This is a genomic window from Hypericibacter adhaerens (genome assembly GCF_008728835.1).
Lineage (GTDB): Bacteria > Pseudomonadota > Alphaproteobacteria > Dongiales > Dongiaceae > Hypericibacter > Hypericibacter adhaerens.
In genome coordinates this window covers 1,997,719-2,018,665 of sequence record NZ_CP042582.1, presented here as the reverse complement: position 1 = coordinate 2,018,665, position 20,947 = coordinate 1,997,719, and the positions used below count along the sequence as shown (strand labels likewise).

Here is a 20,947-nt window from a genome sequence, read left to right as displayed (position 1 = left end):
GCACGGGCCTCACCGCCCTGGGGTTTTCTGCTTCTTCTTCGTGGAGGCTTTGCGCGCGTCGGGGGCGCCCGCAGCCAGGCATTGGTCGATATAGCGATTCACCGCCTGGATCGCCTGCTCCGCGCTCAGCCCCTCGCGATCCATGGCGCGCCGCAGCCAAAGCCCGTCGATCCAGACGCTGACCCCCAGGGCGATCTCCTCGGCCCGGGGACGGTCCACGAGCCGCGTCAGATCGTAGAGAAGATTGCTGCGAAGCCGGCGATAGACAGCGCTCTGCAGCCGCTCGAACTCGTGCCGCGCCGGCACGGCCGCATAGAACGAGGTCCAGGCGTTCGCCGTCTCCCGATCGAACAGCTCGGCGCGGAAATTGCCTTCGATGATCGCCGACAGCCGCTCGCGCGGCGTCTGCGAGCGGCGCAGGCGCGCGGCCACGTCCTGCATGATCAGGCAATTGGCATGGCGCACGACCGCGTCGAGAAGCTCGTCCTTGCTCTTGAAGTAGTAATTGACGATGCCGTGGGACATGCCGGCGCGCTCGCCGATCCGGGCCATCGTCATGCCGTTCAAGCCATGCTCGAGAAAAGTGCGGTAGGCCGCGCGGACCAGATCCTGCCGGCGAATCTTCTCGATGCTCGTTTTCAATGCGATCTTCCCCAGAAGGAACGCTGCCCGCCGGCTCGAGCGGTCGCCGCCTTATACGCCCGAGAACCGATTCCCGGCCAGAAGGGCCGCGCGCCCTCAGAGACTAGCCCTGCGGCGCGGAAGCCGGGTTCGCCCGCGGCCAGAAGCCTTCGATGCGCGCGCCCTGGCGCTCCAGCAGCGGCCGCATGTCGCGGAAGGTGCTCTCATAGCGGTACCAGGGAACGCTCGGGATCAAGTGATGGATCAGGTGATAGCCCTGACCCAGCAACAATGCGTTCCCGCCCGGCCAGATCGAGACCCGGGTATTGCGATAGCGTCCCGTCTCGCCATGGTCGTGATGGGGCGTCCAGGTGAAGAGCGTCAACATGACCGACTGGCCGATCCACCAGGGAACGAACCAGAGCATGACGAGCTCGTAGCCGTAGCCTGCGGCGACGAGGCCGATCACGAGGGCGGCGTAAGCGGCGAAGCTCGCCATGGTGATGCGCCGCTCCCGGGCCGTCAGACCGAAGCGCCCGCATTCGCGCCATAGCTGAAACGGATTGAAGTAGGCGAGCAGCGTCCGCGGCAGGCGCCAGAAACACCAGCCCAGAAAGCTCCCGCGCGCATAGATGTCCGGATCGTCGTCCTTGTTGGTGCGCGCATGATGCACGCGATGGGATTTCCGATGGTGATGAAAGAAGAGCCAGAGCGGGACGCAGGCGACGATCCCCACCGGCATATCCACCCAGCGCCGGTCCTTCCGGCGGGCGCTGATGCTCGAATGAACCGCCTCATGCACCACCGTGTAGAGCGCGTAGATGAAGGCCGTGTTGATCGCGGCGGCGAGCCCGATCGGCAGCGCGCCCGCGAGAGCCAGCGCGGTTGCGGTCAGGAAGACGAGGAAAAGGCCAGCGCCGAGCACAAGCGTCGGCCAGGCGAACTCCGGCGTGTGCCGCCGGGCGATTTCCGCTTCGAGCCGAACCGTCGATCCGGCCTCCACATCTGCCGCCATATCCGAACTCTATGAGATAGTTACAGGATATTTTTTAATCATCAAGTATCCTTGATGATCATCCAAATATGGCGACAGACCGTGCCTCGGTCAAGTGTCCGGTTGAGGAAATAACGTGTGCGCCGAACTGAAAACCGCGCGCCCGGGCGCCTAGCGCCCTCTCCGCAGCAGCCCCTCGAAGAAGCTGACCGTGCAGCGGTCGTGCCAGGGCGCGGCGTGGCCCAGCGCATGGAATCCGACATGGCCGCCGCCGCGCGGCAGCAACGGCAGGAGCTTCGGGTTGCGCTTCCAGTCGAACTGCAGGTAGGGCGCCGCCGGGATCCAGGGATCGTTGCGCGCATGGATCACGAGCGTGGGCACCTTGATCTTGTCGAGCAGCGGAAAGGAGGCGGTGCGCGCATAGTAGTCCTCCGCGTCGGCGAAGCCGTTGACGGGCGCCACCACGCGATCGTCGAACTCGTAGATGGTGCGGATCGCCGGCATGAGCGCCCGCAAGCTCTCCGGGATCGCCGAGGTCGGGCGGCCGAAATCCTGCTTCACCGCCTCCAGCAGATGGCGGTGATAGGCGGCGTTGCGCCGCCGCATGATACGCAGCTGCGCCTCCTTCGGCAGGACCGGCGCCGAGACGCTGACGGCGCCGAGGAAGAGCGCGCGCCGTCCCTGCTCGCCCAGATATTTGAGCAGCAGGTTGCCGCCCATCGAGTAGCCCACCGCGAGCAGGCCCCGCCCCGCGAGACGGCCGTCGAGCTGCATCAGCGCCGCATGCAGGTCCTCCGATCGCCCGGCATGGTAGCTGAGGCGGCAGAACGGTCCCGAGGGCCCGGCACCGCGCAGGTTGAAGCGCAGCACGGGAAACCCGGCCTGCAGCAGATGGCGCGCCGACCGGCGCAAGTAGATGCTGTCCTGCGAGCCCGAGAGCCCGTGGATCAGGATCGCGAGCGGCCGGCCGTTGTCCGTGGCCGGGCGATGCAGCGCGGCGACCAGCCGGTCGCCATCGGCCAGCGGAAACTCGATCCGCTCCTCGGGATAGTCGTCCAGCGGCACCTCGACCCGGCGCAGATAGTTCCGGACCGTCTGCAGATCGCCGCCGATCCAGGGCGGCCGCGCGACGAACCGCGGAAAGCGGGGATCGATCACGCCGCCCCTCTCATGCAGCCTCCAGGAAGTCCCGGATCAGGGCGATCTGGTCGGCCGACCGCAGGGCCGGCGCATGGCCCGCCTCCTCGATCTCGATAAGCCGCGCGCGCGGGCCGCGCTGCGTCATCTCCACGGCCGTCTCCTTGGAGAGCAGGTCGGACTGGGCACCGCGGATCAGCAGCACGGGACATGTCACCTTGTCCCACAGCGCCCAGAGATCGACATCCTGGTTGGCGCCGGCCTGCGCGTTCTCGGCGATCTTCGGATCGTGATGCAGCAGGAAGCCGCCATCGGGCGCCGGGCGCTGGCTGTGCTCGGCCATCTGGCGCCAATCCTCGTCGGTGAGCTTGCCGAAGGGGGCATAGACCTGCCGCAGATAGGCCTCGAGCGCCGCCAACGAAGCGAAGCGCGGCCGCTGCCCGACATAGGTGGCGATCCGCTGCAGCGCCGCCTTGGCGATGAAGGGCCCGACATCGTTCAGCACCAGCCGGCGCACCGGCGTGTTGGGATGGGCCGCCATCATCAGGCCGATCAGCCCGCCCATCGAGGTGCCGATCCAGTCGACCGAGGCGGTTTCGAGCCGGCCCAGCAGCACGGTCATGTCGGCACAGTATTGCGGATAGCTGTAGGCGGCGGCGACGGGGAGCCACTCGCTTTCGCCGCGGCCGACGATGTCGGGGCAGGCCACCCGCCGGCGCCCGCTCAAGGCCGCCGCCAGCGGATCGAAATCCCGGGCGTTGCGTGTCAGCCCATGGACGCAGACGGCGACCCGATCGGCGGAACGGTCTCCCCATTCCGTATAATGCATGCCGTGGAAACCGTAGGGGTTCAGGCACAGAACGCGCTTTGACTGCATGGACAGTCCGATGGCCTCATGTTACCGATGACAATATCTTCATGTACGCGGCCTGACCCAACCGCGTCCTTTTGTTCCAGTGCCTTCGTTCCAGCCCCATGGCCTCGACCCACCATAGCCCGAGTGCGGCCACGCACCCAAGCGGCTCCAGCCTGGCTGCGGCCCATGCCGCAGAACGGGCACAGCATCTGCGCGGGCTGCTGTCCTGCTCGCTCGCGGCCATCATCTGGAGCAGCGGCGGCGTGGTGGTGCGCAGCGTCACCGCGGACGCCTGGACGATCATCTTCTGGCGCTCCTTCTTCGCCTTCCTGTTTCTGTTCGGGCTGCTGGTCATCCGCGAGCGCGGCCGCATCGTCGGCGTCTTGCGCGACGCGCCCTGGGCCAGCATCGGCATGGGGCTCTGCTTCTGCACCGCCTCGGTCTGCTTCGTCGTGGCGCTCGATTACACCACGGTGGCGAAGCTGCTCTTCCTCCAGGGCATCTCGCCCTTCATCGCCGCCATCGCCAGCTGGCTGATCCTGCATGAGGCGGTGCGCCTGCGGACCTGGGTCGCCATGGCAGGCGCCCTCGTCGGCATCGGCATCATGGAGATCGAGGCCTTCGCCCAAGGCGGCAACCCGATCGGCGACCTCCTGGGCATCGTCATCGGCTTCGCCTTCGCCGGCGCCACCGTGATCCTGCGCTCGAACCGCAAGGTACGGATGATCCCCGCCGCCTGCTACGCCACGATCTTCGCCGGCACCATCGCCTACACCCAGGCGCCCACGGTCGCGATCTCGAGCCACGACCTGCCCTACCTGTTCTTCTTCGGCTTCGGCCAGCTCGGCCTCGGCATGGCCCTCTACACCTCGGGCGCACGCCATATCCCGGCGGCCCTGGCGGGGCTGGCGGCGCTGCTCGAACCCGCGCTCGGGCCCATCTGGGTCTGGCTCGTCTTCGCGGAGAACCCCGGCCTCTACGCCGTCATCGGCGGCGTCATGCTGATCGGCTCGCTGATCCTGCACGGCCTCTACGACATGCATGCCGGCCGGCGCCTCGCTCCGCCGGCCGTCTGACCCCGGCCATGACCGGCCCCGCGCACAACCCGGGCCTTGCCCGCGGCCGCACCATGATCTTCGGCGCCGCCCTCCTGTGGAGCATGGCGGGGATCCTCACCCGGCTGGTCGAGACCGATTCCTGGACCCTGACCTTCTGGCGGTCGTCCATCGGCGGCCTGTTCCTGCTGGCGGCGGTCGCCGTCCAGGGCCGCGGCCTCCTCGCCCGGTTCCGGGCCTTGAGCCCGGTCGGCTGGTTCCTCGGGATCTGGATGGGGATCGAGACGGTCTGCTTCATCCTCGCCTTCACCCACACCACCATCGCCAAGGCCCTCATCATCATCGCCATCAACCCGCTGCTGGCGGCATTCGCGGGCTGGCTGGTGCTGCGGGAGCGGATCGCCGGCCACACCGTCCTGGCATTGGTCGCCACCTTCGGCGGCGTGGCCTACATGGTCTGGGGCCAGTTCGGCGGCGGCAGCGGGTTCGGCGACCTGATGGCGCTCACGGTCGCCGGCATGTTCGCCGTGGTGATCGTCACCATCCGCCGGTTCGGCGATATCGACCTGCTGCCGGCCATGGTGGTGGCCGGGGCGACGGGCGCCCTCCTCGTCCTGCCCTGGGCGCATCCCTTCTCGGTTTCCCTGGCCGACGCCGGCTATCTGGCGCTCTTCGGCTGCGGCGAGTTCGGGCTCAGCCTGGTCCTGTTCACGGCCGGCGCCCGGCTGGTGCCGACGGTCGAGGTGGCGCTGCTGGGGCTGGTGGAATCCGCCCTGGCGCCCCTCTGGGTCTGGTTCGCCGTGGGCGAGGAGCCGGGCGAGCGGGCGCTGATCGGCGGCGCGGTCGTGCTGATCGCGCTGCTGCTCTACACGCTGGTCGACTGGCGACGGGCCCGCCTGGTGCCGCCGCTGCCCTGAACGAGCGCGAACGCAAAAATTCGAGCGAGAAAGCCGGTCGAATTAACGGCGAATTAAAATCTCGCCGATAGCCTTCACTTCCGCCATGACCGCCATCATCGCCAGCGGCGCTTCCGCCGCTCCCACCCAGCCCCGCGCCAAGGATGCGTCCGGCGCCCGCCTGGTCGCCATCCTCGTCTTCGCCCTCTTCGGCAGCCTGCTGGCCATCGGTGCCATCGCCGCGCCGAGCCCGTCCGACGTCACGCCGGTGCCGGTCAGCGTCTTCGTGCTGGGCGGCGGTCCCGAGGACGCCGCAGCGGTCGTCGAGGCGGCCCATGGCCGGGTCCTGGCGAACACCGGGATCGGCGGCGGAGTCGTGGCCATCTCGGACCAGCCGGGCTTCCGCGACCGGCTCTACCAGGCCGGCGCCAACCTGGTGCTCGGCGTCGGCGGCGAATACGGCTACGGCCCTCAGCGCTAGCCCGACCGCTTTCCCCCTCTCCGGCCGCCCCGATCGCCGCTCCCGTTCCGGCGAGAGGATAGCCGCGTCCGCGAGGTTGGCCGGACGGCCAACGGATCGAATTCGCCGCGAATTGCTCGCAATGACAGCCGTCGGCAGCATGGCCCGCGAGCCTGGGCCATTGCCTCCACGGAAACGCCTCCATAGACTTTCGCGGCGTCAAAGCAAGAGACCAGGGGCCTGCACGACCAGATTCGAAACAAGATCGGGGTGATCAGGAATGGCCGACCGGCCGGGTTTCCGCAAACGCACGTTCCGTCTGCACATCTATATCGCGACCCTGTTCCTGGCCCTGCTGGTCGCCTTCGCGGCGATCTCCATCGCGACCCAGCATTATCTCAGCCGCGGCATGATGCTCTCCTCGGCCGAAACCCTCTTCAATCGGATCGGCCAGGAAGTCAAACAATCGATCGCGGCGATCTATCAGCCGGCGCGAAGCGCCGCCGAGCTGCTGTCGCGCAGCTCGCTCATCGATGCCAACACGCTCGACAAGCGGCTGGTGCGGCTGCCGCTGATGGCGGCGGTGCTGCAGAACCATCAGGAAGTGTCGGCCGTCTATGTCGGCTACCAGAACGGCGACTTCTTCCTGCTGCGGCGCTTCGATCCCCATTCCTTCCTCGGCCGTGCGCTGGGCGCGCCGCCGGAGGCCGCCTATCTGGTGCAGAGCATGGCGCGCGACACGGAAGGCCTGCGCGATCCGCGCTTCGTGCTCTATTCGGACGACCTGACCCAGCTCTCCAGCCAGCCGGTGCCGAATTATATCTTCGACCCGCGCACGCGTCCCTGGTACCAGGCCGCGCAGGGCCAGCAGCGCGTGATCTCGACGGCACCTTACCTTTTCTATACCACCCGCGAAGTCGGCGCGACGGTGGCGCAAGCCTCCATCAACGGGACCGCCGTGGTCGGCGTCGACGTGACGCTGGGCGCCCTGTCGAGCTTCCTGGACACGCAGCGCCCGACGCCGTCGGCGCAGATCTTCATCTTCAACGAGAAGGGCGAGGTCCTGGCGGACACGGATTCCGATTACAAGCTCCAGGTCGACGATCTGGGAACGCCGCGACTGCCCAAGATCGAGGACCTCAGCCATCCGCTGCTGAGCGCAATTTCGGCGCACGCCTCCACCGAGCTCAATCGCACGCGCGCCTACAACACGCCCGACGGAATCTGGCAGGGCATCGTCACGGGCTGGGCGTCCGACAAGAGCTCCTACTACATCGCGATCGCGGCACCCCAGCGCGAGCTGCTCGCGACCGCCACCCGCATCCGCAATATCAGCCTCTGGCTTTCCGTCGCCATGCTGCTGTTCGCCATCCCGATCACCTACATCCTGTCTCGGCTGGCGTCCGGCCCGCTCAAGGCGCTGATCCGCGAGACGCGGGCGGTCCAGGCGCTCAAGTTCGACGAGCCGATCACGGTCCGCTCCTTCATCGACGAGATCGACAAGCTGGCCCGGTCGATGGACCGGATGAAGAGCACCATCCATCGCCTGCTGTCGATCGGCTCGGTCCTGGGCGGCGAGCGGAAGTTCGACCGGCTGCTGAGCCGGATCCTGTCCGAGACCACCGCCATCACCAACGCGCGCGGCGGCCTCATCTATCTGGTGAATGACGATGGCAAGCTGGAACCCCGCTTCGCCTATTGGGACGGACAGGACCGGCAGATCGTGCCGACCCTCTTCGATCTCGCGCAGGACAAGGATCATCCCCTCGTCATCGCCTTCAACGAGGGCAAATGCGCCAAGAGGTTGAGCGTCGAGGATCTGCGCCGCTGGCATCCCCATCTCAATGCCGACAAGCCGCTGATCTCCATGGCCGTGGCCTTGCGCGACCGGCAGGGCCAGGTGATCGGGGTGCTCCTGGTCTCGCCCGAGGAAGAGAGCTTGAGCGAACGCACCATGGCGGACCGGCTGGCGCTGGTCGAGGCGATCTCTGGCACCGCCGCCGTGGCGATCGAGACGCAGCGCCTGATCCAGGAGCAGAAGGACCTGCTGCAGAGCCTGATCGAGCTGACCGCCGGCGCCATCGACTCCAAGAGCGCCTATACCGGCGGCCATTGCCAGCGCGTGCCGGTGCTGACCGAGCTCCTGGCCGAAGCGGCCCAGGACAGCGAGGACGGCGCCTTCAAGGACTTCTCCCTGACCGAGGAGCAGTGGGAAGAGCTGCATATCGCCGCCTGGCTCCACGATTGCGGCAAGGTGACCTCGCCCGAATACGTCATCGACAAGGCGACCAAGCTCGAGACGATCTATGACCGGCTGCACGAGGTCCGGATGCGCTTCGAGGTGATCAAGCGCGAAGCCGAGGTGGCCTGCTGGAAATCGATCGCCGAGGGCGCCGACCGGACGGCCGCCCTCGCCGAGCTGGACAAGCTCTGGGCGACCCTGGACGAGGAATTCGCCTTCCTTGCCAGGAGCAATGTCGGCGGCGAATTCATGGCGCCGCCCGATATCGAGCGCGTGAGGAAGATCGCCGAGCGGCGCTGGACCCGCACCCTCGACGACCGGATCGGCGTCTCTTACGACGAGGCCGAACGCAAGTCGCGCCAGCAGGCGGCCCCGCTTCCCGTCAGCGAGCCGCTGCTCGCCGACAAGCCCGAGCACATCATCCTGCGGCCCGACCGCGAGAAGATCGCCGCCGACAATCCCTGGGGCTTCAAGGTCAAGGTGCCGGAATATCTCTATAACCGCGGCGAGATCTACAACCTGACGATCCAGCGCGGTACGCTCACCGAGGAGGAGCGCTACAAGATCAACGAGCACATGATCGAGACGATCCGGATGCTGACGCGGCTGCCGCTGCCGCGCCATCTGCGCAATGCGCCCGAGATCGCCGGCGGCCATCACGAGAAGATGGATGGTACCGGCTATCCCAAGCGGCTCAAGCGCGACGAGATGAGCGTACCGGCGCGCATGATGGCCATCGCCGACATCTTCGAGGCGCTGACCGCGGGCGACCGCCCCTACAAGAAGGCCAAGACGCTGTCGGAATCGCTCGCCATCATGGCGAAGATGCGCGATACCAACCATATCGATCCCGATCTCTTCGATCTGTTCCTCGCCTCGGGCGTCTATCGCCGCTATTCGGAGCAATATTTGTCGCCGGCGCAGATCGATGCGGTCGACATCGAGCCGCTGCGGCGGAGGGCCAGCGCATGAACCCGCGCCGGGTCGCCGCGCGGGTGCTGCTCGCGGGAACGTTCCTGCTCGCCGCCGCAATGCCGGCACTGGCGGCACCCTCCGCCGACTCCCTGTCGATCGCCCAGCAGCGGGCCAACCTGGCGCTGGAGGATCTCACGGTCTGGAACGGCCCGACGACCGGTCCCGAGGCCGCGACCGGCAAGACGATCGCCTTCGTCGCCTCCGATCTGAAGAATGGCGGCGTCAAGGGCGCCCTCAACGGCGTCGAGGAAGCGGCGGAAGCGATCGGGTGGAAGCTTCAGGTCTTCGACACGGCGAGCAACGACGAAGACCGCAAGAAGGCGCTGCTTGACATCGCCGCGGCGCATTTCGACGGCGTCATTTTTGCCGGCTTCGACGCGACGCCCTACGCGCCCTGGATCGACAACGTCGCCGCCGCCGGCATGACCGTGATCGGCTGGCATGCCGCCTACGAGCCCGGCATCGTGCCCGGCACCCAGCTTTTCACCAACGTGGCCAGCAGCGCGCGCGAAGTGGCGCTGGCGGCGGCCTCCTATGCCGTGGTCAAGAGCGGCGGGGCTGGCGGGTTCGTGATTTTCACGGATTCCCGCTTCTCTGTGGCCCAGGCCAAGACCGACGACATGGCCACGATCGTGAAGAACTGCCCCGGCTGCCAGCTGCTGTCGATCGAGGATGTCCGCCTCGACCGTACCGCCGAGGACATGCCGGCCCGCCTGGAGAACCTGGACCGACAGTTCGGCGATCGCTGGACCGTCAATCTCGGCATCAACGACCTCTATTTCGACGCCATGGCGGCCTTGCCCGACGCGCGGGCCGACCTCGTCAACATCTCGGCCGGCGACGGCTCGACCTCGGCATTCCTGCGGGTCGGCACGGGGCTGGGCCAGACCGCCACCGTCGCGGAGCCGCTCAATCTCCAGGGCTGGCAGTTGATCGACGAACTCAACCGCGCCTTCCACAACGAACGGCCGAGCGGCTACGTTCCGCGCCCGCGCCTCTTCACCAGTGGCAACCTTGCCGGCGCGGTGGGCGAGGGTTTCTTCTTCGATCCGCCCAACGGCTATCGCCAGGCCTATCGCCGGATCTGGGGCAAGTAGCCGGGCACCGGCGGCTAGGCCGCCTGGCGCCGTCCCAGCGGCTCGTCCAGGCAGGTGACCAGCGTGTCGGGATAGAACCCGTTGAAGCGCGTGGTGTTGGCGAAGCTGTAGGCGCCGAGCCGGTCGATCTCGATCCAGTCGCCTTCATGGATGTCGGCCGGCAGCTCGAAGGTCCCCGGCAGAACATCGACCGAATCGCAGGTCGGACCCATCAGCGTGAAGGACTTCATCTCCCGCGTCGCGGCACCGCCATTCAGCCGCACCATCTCGGCCGGCAGGCGGATCCCCGCCGTCACCATCTCGCTGAAGGAACCGTAGACGCCGTCGTTGATATAGAGCCGCTCGTCCTTGCGCAGCTGGACCTGGACCACCGAGGACATCGCCTCGGCCACCAGCGCGCGCCCCGGCTCGCACATCAGCACGCAGTCGCGCCTGAGCTTGAGCGCCTTGGCCCCCTTCTCGATCTCGCTCATATAGGCTTCGAGGGGCGGGATGTTGGTGCCGACATACTCGGCCGGGAACCCGCCGCCGACATCGAGATAGTTGAGCGGCGTGCCCGCCTGCTCGATCACGTCGCCGCAGATGGCGAGCGCCTTGCCGTAGGCCTCCGGCACCAGGCATTGCGAGCCCACATGGAAGGCCAGCCCCACCTGGCAGCCGCGCGCATGGGCTTCCTTGAGCATGCCCGCCGCGTCGAGCGGCTCGGCGCCGAACTTCCCGGCGAGGTGATAGAGCACGCCCTCGACCGGCGGCGTCTTGATGCGCACCATGATGGTGACGCCCTCGCCGCCGCCCGCCTGGTCCAGCACCTTGTTGAGCTCGTCGGGATGATCGACCGTGAAGGTATCGACGCCATAGATCCGGGTCGCGGCCTGGATCGCGGCGCGGCTCTTCACCGGATGCATGAAATAGGCGCCGGCATCCGGATAGCTTTCGCGCACCTGCGCGATCTCGGGCAGGGAGGCCGTGTCGAAATGCCGGATCCCCGCTTCATAGAGGATGCGCAGCACGGCCGGGTGCGGGTTGCATTTGACCGCGAACAGCACCCGGCCCGGGAACAGCTCCAGGAAGCGCGTGGCCGCGCGCCGGAGCACTTGCGGGCGCAGACAATAGACGGGGTAGCTGGGCGTCAGCGCCGCCACCATCGCGCGCACATTCTCGAACTGGCGTTCCATGCCTGCTCCCTGTCTGGCCGATCGCTGCCTCTCCAGGCCGTCCGGCGGGTTCTAGCCCAAAGCTGTGATCGCCACCACCCCGGCGCCGTGACGCGACGACACCGGGCAGCCCCCTCCCCGACCCTCCCCAGGCTCGGGGAGGGGATAAATAAGGGGCTGCGCGCTCCCGCCGCATTTGCCAGCCGGCCGAAGGCTCGGCTATCAAGCCGGCGGGAATATGGCAGTCGGGAGGCTTGGCTTGGGCAAGCGGCGATGGCGGCGTTGGACGCTGAGAATTGTCGGCGCCTTGTTGCTGTTGCTGCTGCTGGCGGGCGCCGGCGGCTTTCTCTGGCTCAGGACCTCCCTGCCACAGACCGCGGGCGAGGTGAGCCTGCCGGGGCTGCAGGCCTCGGTCGAGATTCGCCGCGACCGCTACGGCGTACCGACGATCCGCGCCGAAAGCGAGCATGACGCCTATTTCGCGCTGGGGTTCGTCCATGCCCAGGACCGATTGTTTCAAATGGATTTCACCCGCCGCCTGGCGGCGGGACGGCTGTCCGAGGTGCTGGGCGAGCGGGCGCTCGACACCGACCGGCTGATGCGGGTGCTGGGCTTCGACGCGCGGGCGAAGGCCGACTATGAGGCCTTGCCCGAGCCGGTCCGTGCCGCGCTCGGCGCCTATGCCGCCGGCGTGAACGCCTTTCTCGCCACCCGGCGCGGCGCATGGCCGCCCGAGTTCCTGGCCCTGCGCTACCGGCCGGAGCCTTGGCAGCCGTCGGATTCGCTGCTCTGGGGCTGGGCCATGACGCTGCCGCTCAGCAGCAACTGGACGGACGAGGCCCTGCGCGCAGCGCTCGCGCGCAAGCTCTCCCCGGCGGCGCTGGAATCGCTCTGGCCGACACAGCCCCCGCCTGTCGGCAGCGCCGATCTCGGCACGCCCGCCTCCTGGCAGGCGGCGATGGGCGACCTTTCCCCACTGCCGGCGATGCCCGGCGCTTCGAACAACTGGGTCCTCGCCGGCAAGCACAGCGCCAGCGGCGAGCCGCTCCTCGCCAACGACCCCCATCTCGACCTGTCCCTGCCCGGCTACTGGTACCTGGTCCGCATCGAGACGCCGACCCTGCAGGTGGCGGGCGCCTCTGCGCCCAGCGTGCCTTTCCTGATCCTGGGTCATAACGCCAAGGTCGCCTGGGGCTTCACCACCACCATGGCGGACAACCAGGATCTGTTCCTCGAGAAGCCCGCGGCGGGCGCGCCGGGTTTCTACCTGACGCCCGATGGGCCCAAGCCTTTCGTCACCCGCGACGAGGTCATCAAGGTGCGCGGCGAGCCCGACCAGATCCTCACCGTCCGCGAGACGCGCCATGGGCCCATCATCTCGGATATCGGCCGGGCCAAGGCTGCGATCGCAGAGCCGGACGAGATGGTGGCGCTGGGCTGGGCCTGCCTCGCGCCCGGAGCGCAGACGCCCGAGGCCTTCTGGGCGATGAACCATGCCAGCGACGCCGCGGCCTTCCGCGCCGCCCTCGACCGCTTCGACTGCCCGGTGCAGAACATCGTCTATGCCGACCAGGACCATATCGGCTTCATGGCGGCGGGCCGCGTGCCGGTGCGCAAGCGGCTCGATCACTTCAGCCAGCTCCCGGTCGAAGGCTGGACCGGCGACAACGACTGGACGGGCTTGCTGCCGCGCAACGAGCTGCCGCAATCGGTCGACCCGGTCGACGGGCTGCTCGCGACCGCGAACAACGACGTGCGTCCGCCCGGCTACGCCCCCCACCTCGCGGCGCGGTTCGATTCGCCTTATCGGGTGAACCGCATCCGCGAGCTTCTGTCCGATCCGGGCCGTCTCTACACGCCCGACGACATGACGGCGATCCAGATGGACATGCTGTCGCCCGCGGCGCGCGCCCTGTTGCCGAAGCTCCTGCCGATGCTCGAGGATCCGGGCGCGAACCGGTCGATCGCGACCCTGGCCGCGCGCAACCTGCTCTCGAGCTGGGACTACCGGATGGCACCCGACCTCGCCCAGCCGACGATCTTCTCCGCCTGGATGGCGATCCTCAGCCAGAAGCTCTTCAAGGACGAGCTGGGCGATCTCTATTCGAGCTGGGCCTGGTGGAACATGGCGACGATCGACCGCCTGCTGTTCGGCCCCGATCCGGCCGGGCGGCAATGGTGCGACGATCCGGTAACGCCGGCCGTCGAAGGCTGCGAAGGCGTGGTGCGGTCGAGCTTCGCCGAGGCCATCGATCTGCTCGCCAAGCGGTTCGGCGATAAGCCGGCCGAATGGCGCTGGGGCCGGACCCATATCGCGCCCTTCGGCCACATGTTGTTCCGCTACGTGCCCGTGCTGTCCGACCTGACCGGGCGGCCCATGGTGACGGGCGGGGCCGACGACACGCTCGATCGCGGATCGCCCGACATGCGCCGCGCGCCCGAGGCCTTTCCGCATCTCCATGGCGCGGGCTTCCGCGGCGTCTATGACCTGGCCGATCTCGATGCGGCGCGGTTCGTCATCGCCGGCGGCCAGTCGGGCAACCCCTTGTCGCCCAATTACGGCGATCTCCTGCCCCTCTGGCGCGACGGCGGAACCCTCTCTATCGTCGGGGACGATGCCGGCGGCAGGCTGATCCTGAAGCCGGCCGGACCCTAGGATCATCCTCATGAGCGTGACGATCGATCAGATCCGCGAGGCGGCTTCCGTCATCGCGGGCCACGTGGTGCGCACGCCGGCCGTGGAGACGCCGCGGCTGGCGGAGACGACCGGCTGCGCCCGGCTGGTGCTGAAGCTCGAGAGCCAGCAATTCACCGGCTCCTTCAAGGACCGCGGTGCCTATAACAAGCTCAAGAGCCTGACGCCGGCCGAGGCCAAGGCGGGCGTCATCGCCATGTCGGCCGGCAACCATGCGCAAGGGGTCGCCTATCACGCGCAGCGCCTCGGCATTCCCGCCACCATCGTGATGCCGAAGGGCACGCCCTTCACCAAGGTCGAGCGCACCGCCGCCTTCGGCGCCCGCGTGATGCTCGAAGGCGACGGGATCGATTCGGCGGCCGTCTTCGCGCGCGAGCTGGCGCAGCGCGAGGGGCTCATCTTCGTCCATCCCTATGACGATCCCCGCATCATCGCCGGCCAGGGCACGATCGGCCTCGAGTTGGCGGAAGACTGCCCCGATCTCGACATGGTGGTGGTGCCGATCGGCGGCGGCGGCCTGATCGGCGGGATCGCCACCGCGCTCAAGGCGCTCAGGCCCTCGATCGAGATCGTCGGCGTCGAGGCGGCCCTCTACCCCTCCATGTTCGAGGCCGTGCGCGGCTCCAACAAGCCGCTGGCGGGCGGCGCCACCATCGCCGAGGGCATCGCCGTCAAGTCGCCGGGCCATCTGACCAAGGCGATCATCAAGGAACTGGTGTCGGACATCCTCCTGGTCGATGAGGATGCGGTGGAGCGCGCGATCCAGCTCCTGGTCGAATCGCAGAAGCTGGTGGCCGAAGGGGCCGGCGCCGCGGGACTTGCCGCGATCCTCGCCCATGGTGCCCGGTTCAAGGGGCGCAAGGTCGGCACCGTCATCTGCGGCGGCAATATCGACGCGCGGCTGCTGTCGCAGGTGCTGATGCGGGGCCTGGTGCGCGACGGGCGCGTGATCACGCTGCGGATCGAGATCACCGATCAGCCGGGCGTGCTGGCGGCGGTGGCGCGCGCGATCGGCGATTGCGGCGGCAACATCATCGAGATCCACCATCAGCGCATGTTCTACGACCTGCCGGTCAAACGCGCGGATGTCGATGCCGTGATCGAAACGCGCAACCCGCAGCATGTGCGCGACATCGTCTCCAAGCTCGAAGCGGCGGGCTTCCCCTGCCGTCTGCTCAGCAGCCGCTCGATCGAATCGCCGCACTGACGTCGGACCCGAATTTGTCGCAAACGGCGCCCTGCGGGCCGCCCTTGCGCTCGGATCGGCAATCGCCCACCCTTAGCCTGAACCGGTTTCGCCCCGCGGCTCCGCGCGGGATCTGACAATGCCGATGAAGGTGGCAACCATGCCCAGCTTCCGCAGCGTCCTGGAGATGATCGGGAACACGCCGATGGTCGAGGTGCGCCGTCTCGACACCGGCCCCTGCCGCCTGTTCCTCAAGCTCGAGAACCAGAATCCTGGCGGCTCGATCAAGGACCGCATCGCCCTCTCGATGATCGAGGCCGCGGAGCGCGACGGCCGTCTCAAGCCGGGCGGCACGCTGATCGAGGCGACCGCCGGCAATACCGGCCTCGGGCTGGCGCTGGTCGCGTCGCAGAAGGGCTACCGCCTGCTGCTCGTGATCCCCGACAAGATGGCACAAGAAAAAGTTTTCCATCTACGGGCGCTGGGCGCCGAGGTGCGGATGACGCGCTCGGATGTCGGCAAGGGCCATCCGGACTATTACCAGGACATGGCCGAGCGGCTCACGCGCGAGACGCCCGGCGCCTTCTACGTGAATCAGTTCGCCAATCCCGCCAACCCCGTGGCGCACGAGACCGGCACCGGCCCCGAGATCTGGGAGCAGATGGAGGGCAGGCTCGACGCCGTGGTCTGCGGCGTGGGTTCGGGCGGAACGCTCACCGGCCTCGGCCGCTTCTTCCGCAAGACGGCACCCAACGTGAAGATGGTGCTCTCGGACCCGAAGGGCTCGGTGCTGGCGCCGCTGGTCAAGACCGGCAAGATGACCGAGGCGGGCTCCTGGCTGGTCGAGGGCATCGGCGAGGATTTCGTGCCGCCCAACTGCGACCTCTCGCTCGTCTCCGAGGCCTATACGGTCGACGATCGCGAGGCGATGACCACGGCGCGCGAGCTGCTGCGGCAGGAGGGCGTGCTGGGCGGATCCTCGACCGGCACGCTGCTCGCCGGCGCCTTGCGCTATTGCCGCGCCCAGACCTCGCCCCAGCGCGTGGTCACGCTGGTCTGCGACAGCGGCAACAAATATCTCTCGAAGATGTTCAACGATTTCTGGATGGCCGATCAGGGCCTGCTCGACCGCCCGAGCAAAGGCGATCTGGGCGACCTGATCTCGCGCCGGCACGCCGAGCGCGCGACCGTCACCATCGGGCCCGACGAGACGCTGCTCACCGCCTATGGCCGCATGAAGCTCTACGACGTCTCGCAACTGCCGGTGCTGGAGAACGGCAAGGTGGTCGGCATCGTCGACGAGTCCGACCTGCTGCTCGCGGTCGCCAAGGACAACAGCCATTTCCGCAACCCCGTCCGCAGCGCCATGACGACCAAGCTCGACACGGTCGATGCCAGCGCCGGGCTCGACGAGCTGCTGCCGATCTTCGCCCGCGACCATGTCGCCATCGTCACGCATGACGGCGAGTTCCTGGGGCTCATCACCCGGATCGACCTCATCAACCACCTGCGGCGCCAGCTGCCGTAACCCGGTTTCACGAACGCGAGGGACCACCTCATGACCGCCTCCGACGGCGCCGGCCGCCCCAACCGCCTCGGCTTCGCTACCCGCGGCATCCATGCCGGCCAGTCGCCGGACCCCTCGACCGGCGCCATCATGATGCCGATCTACGCGACCTCGACCTATGTGCAGGAAAGCCCGGGCGTCCATAAGGGCTACGAGTATTCGCGCAGCCAGAATCCCACCCGCATGGCCTATGAGCGCTGCGTCGCCGATCTCGAAAGCGGCAGCCAGGGCTTTGCGTTCGCCTCGGGCCTCGCCGCCAGCTCGACCATTCTCGAGCTGCTCGATGCCGGTTCCCATCTGGTGGCGATGGACGATCTCTATGGCGGCACGCGGCGCCTCTTCTCGCGCGTGCGCGCGCTGAGCGCCAGGCTCGATGTCAGCTATGTCGACCTGACCGACGCCTCGCGGCTCGAAGCCGCGCTCCGGCCCGACACCCGGATGATCTGGATCGAGACCCCGACCAATCCCCTGCTCCGCCTGGTCGATCTCGAGGCGATCGCGGCCGCCGCACGCAAGCGCGGCATCATCACCGTCGCCGACAACACCTTCGCCAGCCCCTGGGCGCAGCGCCCGCTCGAGCATGGCTTCGACCTGGTGATGCATTCCGCCACCAAATACCTCAACGGCCATTCCGACATGGTGGGCGGCATCGCGGTGGTCGGACCGAACAGGGAGATCGCCGAGCGCCTCGCCTTCCTGCAGAACGCCATTGGCGCGGTCGCGGGGCCGTTCGACAGCTTCCTGGCGCTGCGCGGCGTCAAGACGCTGGCGCTGCGCATGGAGCGCCATTGCGAGAATGCGGCCGCCATCGCCGCCTGGCTGGAGAAGCACCCGGCCATCGAGAAGGTGCATTACCCGGGACTGCCCAGCCATCCGCAGCATGCGCTCGCCAAACGGCAGATGCGTGCCTTCGGCGGCATGGTGTCGGCCGAGATCAAGGGCGGTCTCGCGGCGGCCAAGCGGTTCCTCGAGCGCTGCCGGATCTTCGCCCTTGCGGAAAGCCTGGGCGGCGTCGAGAGCCTGATCGAGCATCCGGGCATCATGACCCATGCCTCGGTGCCTCCCGAGGCCCGCGCCAAGCTCGGCATCGGCGACGGGCTGGTGCGGCTATCCGTCGGCATCGAGGACCGGGAGGATTTGATCGCCGACCTCGCCCAGGCGCTCGCCTGAAATCTGAAGAATTCGGAAAATCGTCTCTAAATCAGCCAATTGCAGGGAACTTCTGGCGCGGCCGGAAGCCGTCCTCTCCGCACTTGTACCAGTTTCTCGCGCGCCCGGGCCTAAAGCCTGATTTCCCTGGCTAAACTGGTTCTTAACCCAAATCCCGCACCCTCGACGGCCAAACAGCGAACGAACAAAACTCCGTCCGGGAATCGCGGCCCATGTTTCTCATTATCGGTTCGGTCGTGGTGATCGCCTGCGTGATCGGCGGCTATATGGCGTCGGGCGGGCACCTCATCGTGCTGTTCCAGCCCTTCGAGGTGCTCATCATCGCCGGCGCGGCCACGGGCGCCTTCATCATCGCCAACTCGCCGGCCGTGCTGAAGAAGACCTTCGCCTCGGTGCTCGGCCTGCTCAAGGGGCCGCGCTACAACAAGGCCAGCTATGTCGAGCTGCTGAGCCTGCTCTACCAGGTCTTCAAGCTCTCCAAGACCAAGGGCATGCTGGCCCTCGAGAGCCATATCGAGAAGCCCGACGAGAGCACGCTCTTCCAGCAATTCCCGAATTTCGCCAAGGATCATCATGCGATGGTGTTCCTGTGCGACTATCTGCGCATGCTCACCCTCGGCACCGACAACCCGCATGAGGTCGAGTCGGTCATCGACGAGGAGCTCGAGACCCACCACAAGGAACAGCACGTCATCTCGGACGCGGTCCAGACCATGGCGGACGGCATGCCGGCGCTCGGCATCGTGGCGGCGGTGCTGGGCGTGATCCACACCATGGGTTCGATCACCGAGCCGCCGGAGGTGCTGGGCCACCTGATCGGCGGCGCGCTCGTCGGCACCTTCATGGGCGTGCTGCTGTCCTACGGCTTCGTCGCGCCCACCGCGAGCGCCCTCAAGAGCCGCTTCGACGCCGAAGCCAAGTATCTGCAATGCATCCGCGCCGGCCTGCTCGCCCATATGCAGGGCTATCCGCCGGCCGTCTCGGTCGAGTTCGCGCGCAAGGCGCTGCTGTCCGACGTCCGCCCCACCTTCTACGAGATCGAGGAGGCGGTTCAGGCCCTGCCGGCGGTCTAAGCCCCGCCCGCACCGGAACCCCGCAAGGTCCCCATGGCCGAAACCGCAGCCGGCACCAACCAGCCGCCGATCATCATCAAGAAGAAGAAGCGCGGCGGCGGCCATGGCCATCATGGCGGCGCCTGGAAGGTCGCCTATGCCGACTTCGTGACGGCGATGATGGCCTTCTTCCTCCTGCTGTGGCTCCTCAACGCCACGACCGAGGAGCAGCGGATCGGCATCGCCAACTACTTCGCGCCCAGCGTCGCGCCGGATTCCACCAGCGGCTCGAACGGCGTCATGGGCGGCCAGACCATCACCACCGACGGCGCGATGGTCGCCGAAAATTCCACGCCCAGCGTCACGGTCGAGATCAACACGCCGCCCACCGAGACCGACGGCAGCGATGGCGGCGCCACCGCCACGAACGCCACCGAGGAGGCCGCTGCCGCGATGGCGGCCGCCCAGAACGACACGGCCGACCAGCAGGCGCCGACGCAGCAGGCGAATGCCAGCGACCAGGAAGCGCAGAAGCTGCTGAAGGAGCTCGAGGACGAGCAGTTCCGGCAGGCGGAGCATCAGCTCCGCCAGGCCATCCAGCAGGTGCCCGACCTCAAGACCCTGGCGCAGAACCTGATCATCGACCGCACGCCCGAGGGCATGCGCATCCAGCTCGTCGACCAGGACCGGATCTCGATGTTCTCCAGCGGCAGCGCCAAGATGGAGGACTACACCAAGAAGCTCCTCGATCTGGTCGCCCAGGTCGTGACGAAGATGCCGAACAAGATCTCGATCTCCGGCCACACCGATTCGACGCCCTACCAGAGCGACAACGGCTACAGCAACTGGGAACTCTCGGCCGACCGCGCCAATGCCAGCCGGCGCGAGCTGCTGGCGGCCGGCCTCTCCCCCGACCGGATCGCGAACGTGGTCGGCAAGGCCGACACCGATCCGCTCCTGCCCGACGACACCAGCTCGCCGCGCAACCGGCGCATCAGCATCGTCCTGCTCCACGAGCAGCAGCCGCAGCCCCAGCAATAGGGCCTTTGCCCCTACCGCCATCGCGGTCTTGTCAGAGGGCCTTGCCGTTCCCATCTTCCGCCTGTGGCGTGGCTGACCCCTCGCGTCTCGGGACAGGTCCCGGAGACGGCCCGAGGGACCGCCCTGGAGGGAAACCGAAGGATGAGCTCGACCAATCACCTGCCGGTGGCGACCGGCCAAGCCGGCTGGCAGGAGACGGAGGGACCGACGGTGATCGAGCCCTTGTCCGATCCCCTCCTGTTCGACGGGATCCGCACCCGCCGGGTGCTCGGCTATCTGGTCGATCTGGTCCTGGTCGGCCTGCTCAGCGTGGCCGTGTGGTTCGCGCTCGTCTTTGCCGGCGTCGTGACGCTGGGCCTGCTGATGCCGCTCCTGCCGCTTGGCGTGGCGCTGGTGCCGCTGGTCTATCACACGCTCCAGGTCGCGGGGCCCCGTTCCGCGACCATCGGCATGCGCCTCTTCGGCGTCGAGGTCCGCAACTGGACCGGCACGCGCCCGGACCTGCTGCAGGCCTTCCTCATGACGGCCCTGTTCCTCACCACGATCGCGCTGACGGGCTCCCTGATCCTGCTGATCTCGCTCTTCAACAGCCGCGGCCGCACGCTCCATGACTACCTGTCGGGCACCGTGGTGGTTCGCAGCGAACGGGTCGGCGGCTGATCGCCGGAGCGGCGCCTTCGGCCAGGCCGGACCCGGATTTCATTCCGAACGCGGTTCCTTCGAGACCCGCCGGCGCCCCCGCGGTCGCC

17 protein-coding genes are annotated in these 20,947 nt (G+C 67.7%); 12 read left to right on the top strand and 5 right to left on the bottom strand.

The window, feature by feature from the left end:
• Nucleotides 1-9 precede the first annotated feature (9 nt).
• From betI to FRZ61_RS08680, 4 genes are all read right to left on the bottom strand, one after another.
• Nucleotides 10-642, bottom strand: coding sequence for a transcriptional regulator BetI (gene betI / locus FRZ61_RS08695; protein ID WP_191909362.1), 633 nt, complete (start codon nucleotides 640-642; stop codon nucleotides 10-12).
• A 103-nt stretch (nucleotides 643-745) separates the two neighbouring features.
• A complete protein-coding gene (locus FRZ61_RS08690; RefSeq protein WP_151116647.1) occupies nucleotides 746-1,636 on the bottom strand; it encodes a fatty acid desaturase family protein in 891 nt (296 codons plus the stop codon).
• A gap of 150 nt (nucleotides 1,637-1,786) precedes the next feature.
• Nucleotides 1,787-2,773, bottom strand: coding sequence for a YheT family hydrolase (locus FRZ61_RS08685; protein WP_225309183.1), 987 nt, complete (start codon nucleotides 2,771-2,773; stop codon nucleotides 1,787-1,789).
• Nucleotides 2,774-2,783: 10 nt separating this feature from the next.
• Nucleotides 2,784-3,629 carry an alpha/beta fold hydrolase gene (locus FRZ61_RS08680; RefSeq protein WP_151116645.1) on the bottom strand — a complete coding sequence of 282 codons (846 nt, stop codon included), beginning with the start codon at nucleotides 3,627-3,629 and terminating at the stop codon, nucleotides 2,784-2,786.
• 98 nt (nucleotides 3,630-3,727) lie between these two features.
• Between FRZ61_RS08680 and FRZ61_RS08675 the strand changes: the two genes are divergently transcribed.
• From FRZ61_RS08675 to FRZ61_RS08655, 5 genes are all read left to right on the top strand, one after another.
• On the top strand, nucleotides 3,728-4,684 hold the full coding sequence (locus tag FRZ61_RS08675; protein ID WP_151116643.1) for a DMT family transporter: 957 nt from the start codon (nucleotides 3,728-3,730) through the stop codon (nucleotides 4,682-4,684).
• A gap of 8 nt (nucleotides 4,685-4,692) precedes the next feature.
• Nucleotides 4,693-5,580, top strand: a complete 888-nt coding sequence (locus FRZ61_RS08670; protein ID WP_151116641.1) for a DMT family transporter — start codon at nucleotides 4,693-4,695, stop codon at nucleotides 5,578-5,580.
• 85 nt (nucleotides 5,581-5,665) lie between these two features.
• Nucleotides 5,666-6,040, top strand: a complete 375-nt coding sequence (locus FRZ61_RS08665) for a hypothetical protein (RefSeq protein WP_151116639.1) — start codon at nucleotides 5,666-5,668, stop codon at nucleotides 6,038-6,040.
• 259 nt (nucleotides 6,041-6,299) lie between these two features.
• Nucleotides 6,300-9,233 carry an HD domain-containing phosphohydrolase gene (locus FRZ61_RS08660; protein ID WP_151116637.1) on the top strand — a complete coding sequence of 978 codons (2,934 nt, stop codon included), beginning with the start codon at nucleotides 6,300-6,302 and terminating at the stop codon, nucleotides 9,231-9,233.
• Nucleotides 9,230-10,333 (top strand): substrate-binding domain-containing protein, encoded by a 1,104-nt coding sequence (locus tag FRZ61_RS08655; RefSeq protein ID WP_151116635.1) that lies wholly within the window; start codon nucleotides 9,230-9,232, stop codon nucleotides 10,331-10,333. Before FRZ61_RS08660 ends, FRZ61_RS08655 begins: the two co-directional genes overlap by 4 nt.
• A 14-nt stretch (nucleotides 10,334-10,347) precedes the next feature.
• On the opposite strand, the gene FRZ61_RS08650 is transcribed toward FRZ61_RS08655, so the two are convergent.
• A complete protein-coding gene (locus FRZ61_RS08650; RefSeq protein ID WP_151116633.1) occupies nucleotides 10,348-11,508 on the bottom strand; it encodes a type III PLP-dependent enzyme in 1,161 nt (386 codons plus the stop codon).
• Nucleotides 11,509-11,746: 238 nt separating this feature from the next.
• Between FRZ61_RS08650 and FRZ61_RS08645 the strand changes: the two genes are divergently transcribed.
• The 7 genes from FRZ61_RS08645 (at nucleotide 11,747) to FRZ61_RS08615 (ending at nucleotide 20,858) form a co-directional block, all read left to right on the top strand.
• On the top strand, nucleotides 11,747-14,143 hold the full coding sequence (locus tag FRZ61_RS08645; protein ID WP_191909361.1) for a penicillin acylase family protein: 2,397 nt from the start codon (nucleotides 11,747-11,749) through the stop codon (nucleotides 14,141-14,143).
• A gap of 10 nt (nucleotides 14,144-14,153) precedes the next feature.
• Nucleotides 14,154-15,389, top strand: a complete 1,236-nt coding sequence (locus FRZ61_RS08640; RefSeq protein WP_151116630.1) for a threonine ammonia-lyase — start codon at nucleotides 14,154-14,156, stop codon at nucleotides 15,387-15,389.
• A gap of 124 nt (nucleotides 15,390-15,513) precedes the next feature.
• The gene (locus FRZ61_RS08635) at nucleotides 15,514-16,896 is read left to right on the top strand and encodes a pyridoxal-phosphate dependent enzyme (protein WP_225309182.1); all 1,383 of its coding nucleotides are present in this window, start codon (nucleotides 15,514-15,516) and stop codon (nucleotides 16,894-16,896) included.
• A 30-nt stretch (nucleotides 16,897-16,926) separates the two neighbouring features.
• On the top strand, nucleotides 16,927-18,105 hold the full coding sequence (locus tag FRZ61_RS08630) for a cystathionine gamma-synthase (protein WP_151116628.1): 1,179 nt from the start codon (nucleotides 16,927-16,929) through the stop codon (nucleotides 18,103-18,105).
• A gap of 212 nt (nucleotides 18,106-18,317) precedes the next feature.
• A complete protein-coding gene (gene motA, locus FRZ61_RS08625) occupies nucleotides 18,318-19,178 on the top strand; it encodes a flagellar motor stator protein MotA (protein WP_151116626.1) in 861 nt (286 codons plus the stop codon).
• 33 nt (nucleotides 19,179-19,211) lie between these two features.
• Nucleotides 19,212-20,198, top strand: coding sequence for a flagellar motor protein MotB (locus tag FRZ61_RS08620; RefSeq protein WP_151116624.1), 987 nt, complete (start codon nucleotides 19,212-19,214; stop codon nucleotides 20,196-20,198).
• A 141-nt stretch (nucleotides 20,199-20,339) separates the two neighbouring features.
• Entirely contained in the window at nucleotides 20,340-20,858 is a 519-nt protein-coding gene (locus FRZ61_RS08615; protein ID WP_151116622.1) for an RDD family protein, read from the top strand.
• The last annotated feature ends 89 nt before the right edge of the window (nucleotides 20,859-20,947 follow it).

Excerpts from the sequence above, each read along its gene's own strand:
- FRZ61_RS08670 (WP_151116641.1), top strand. The coding sequence starts at position 4,693 with ATGACCGGCCCCGCGCACAACCCGGGCCTTGCCCGCGGCCGCACCATG.
- FRZ61_RS08630 (WP_151116628.1), top strand. The coding sequence starts at position 16,927 with ATGACCGCCTCCGACGGCGCCGGCCGCCCCAACCGCCTCGGCTTCGCT.
- FRZ61_RS08615 (WP_151116622.1), top strand. The coding sequence starts at position 20,340 with ATGAGCTCGACCAATCACCTGCCGGTGGCGACCGGCCAAGCCGGCTGG.
- motA (WP_151116626.1), top strand. The coding sequence starts at position 18,318 with ATGTTTCTCATTATCGGTTCGGTCGTGGTGATCGCCTGCGTGATCGGC.
- FRZ61_RS08660 (WP_151116637.1), top strand. The coding sequence starts at position 6,300 with ATGGCCGACCGGCCGGGTTTCCGCAAACGCACGTTCCGTCTGCACATC.
- FRZ61_RS08690 (WP_151116647.1), bottom strand. The coding sequence starts at position 1,636 with ATGGCGGCAGATGTGGAGGCCGGATCGACGGTTCGGCTCGAAGCGGAA.
- FRZ61_RS08640 (WP_151116630.1), top strand. The coding sequence starts at position 14,154 with ATGAGCGTGACGATCGATCAGATCCGCGAGGCGGCTTCCGTCATCGCG.
- FRZ61_RS08675 (WP_151116643.1), top strand. The coding sequence starts at position 3,728 with ATGGCCTCGACCCACCATAGCCCGAGTGCGGCCACGCACCCAAGCGGC.
- FRZ61_RS08680 (WP_151116645.1), bottom strand. The coding sequence starts at position 3,629 with ATGCAGTCAAAGCGCGTTCTGTGCCTGAACCCCTACGGTTTCCACGGC.
- FRZ61_RS08650 (WP_151116633.1), bottom strand. The coding sequence starts at position 11,508 with ATGGAACGCCAGTTCGAGAATGTGCGCGCGATGGTGGCGGCGCTGACG.
- FRZ61_RS08655 (WP_151116635.1), top strand. The coding sequence starts at position 9,230 with ATGAACCCGCGCCGGGTCGCCGCGCGGGTGCTGCTCGCGGGAACGTTC.
- FRZ61_RS08635 (WP_225309182.1), top strand. The coding sequence starts at position 15,514 with ATGAAGGTGGCAACCATGCCCAGCTTCCGCAGCGTCCTGGAGATGATC.
- FRZ61_RS08665 (WP_151116639.1), top strand. The coding sequence starts at position 5,666 with ATGACCGCCATCATCGCCAGCGGCGCTTCCGCCGCTCCCACCCAGCCC.
- FRZ61_RS08620 (WP_151116624.1), top strand. The coding sequence starts at position 19,212 with ATGGCCGAAACCGCAGCCGGCACCAACCAGCCGCCGATCATCATCAAG.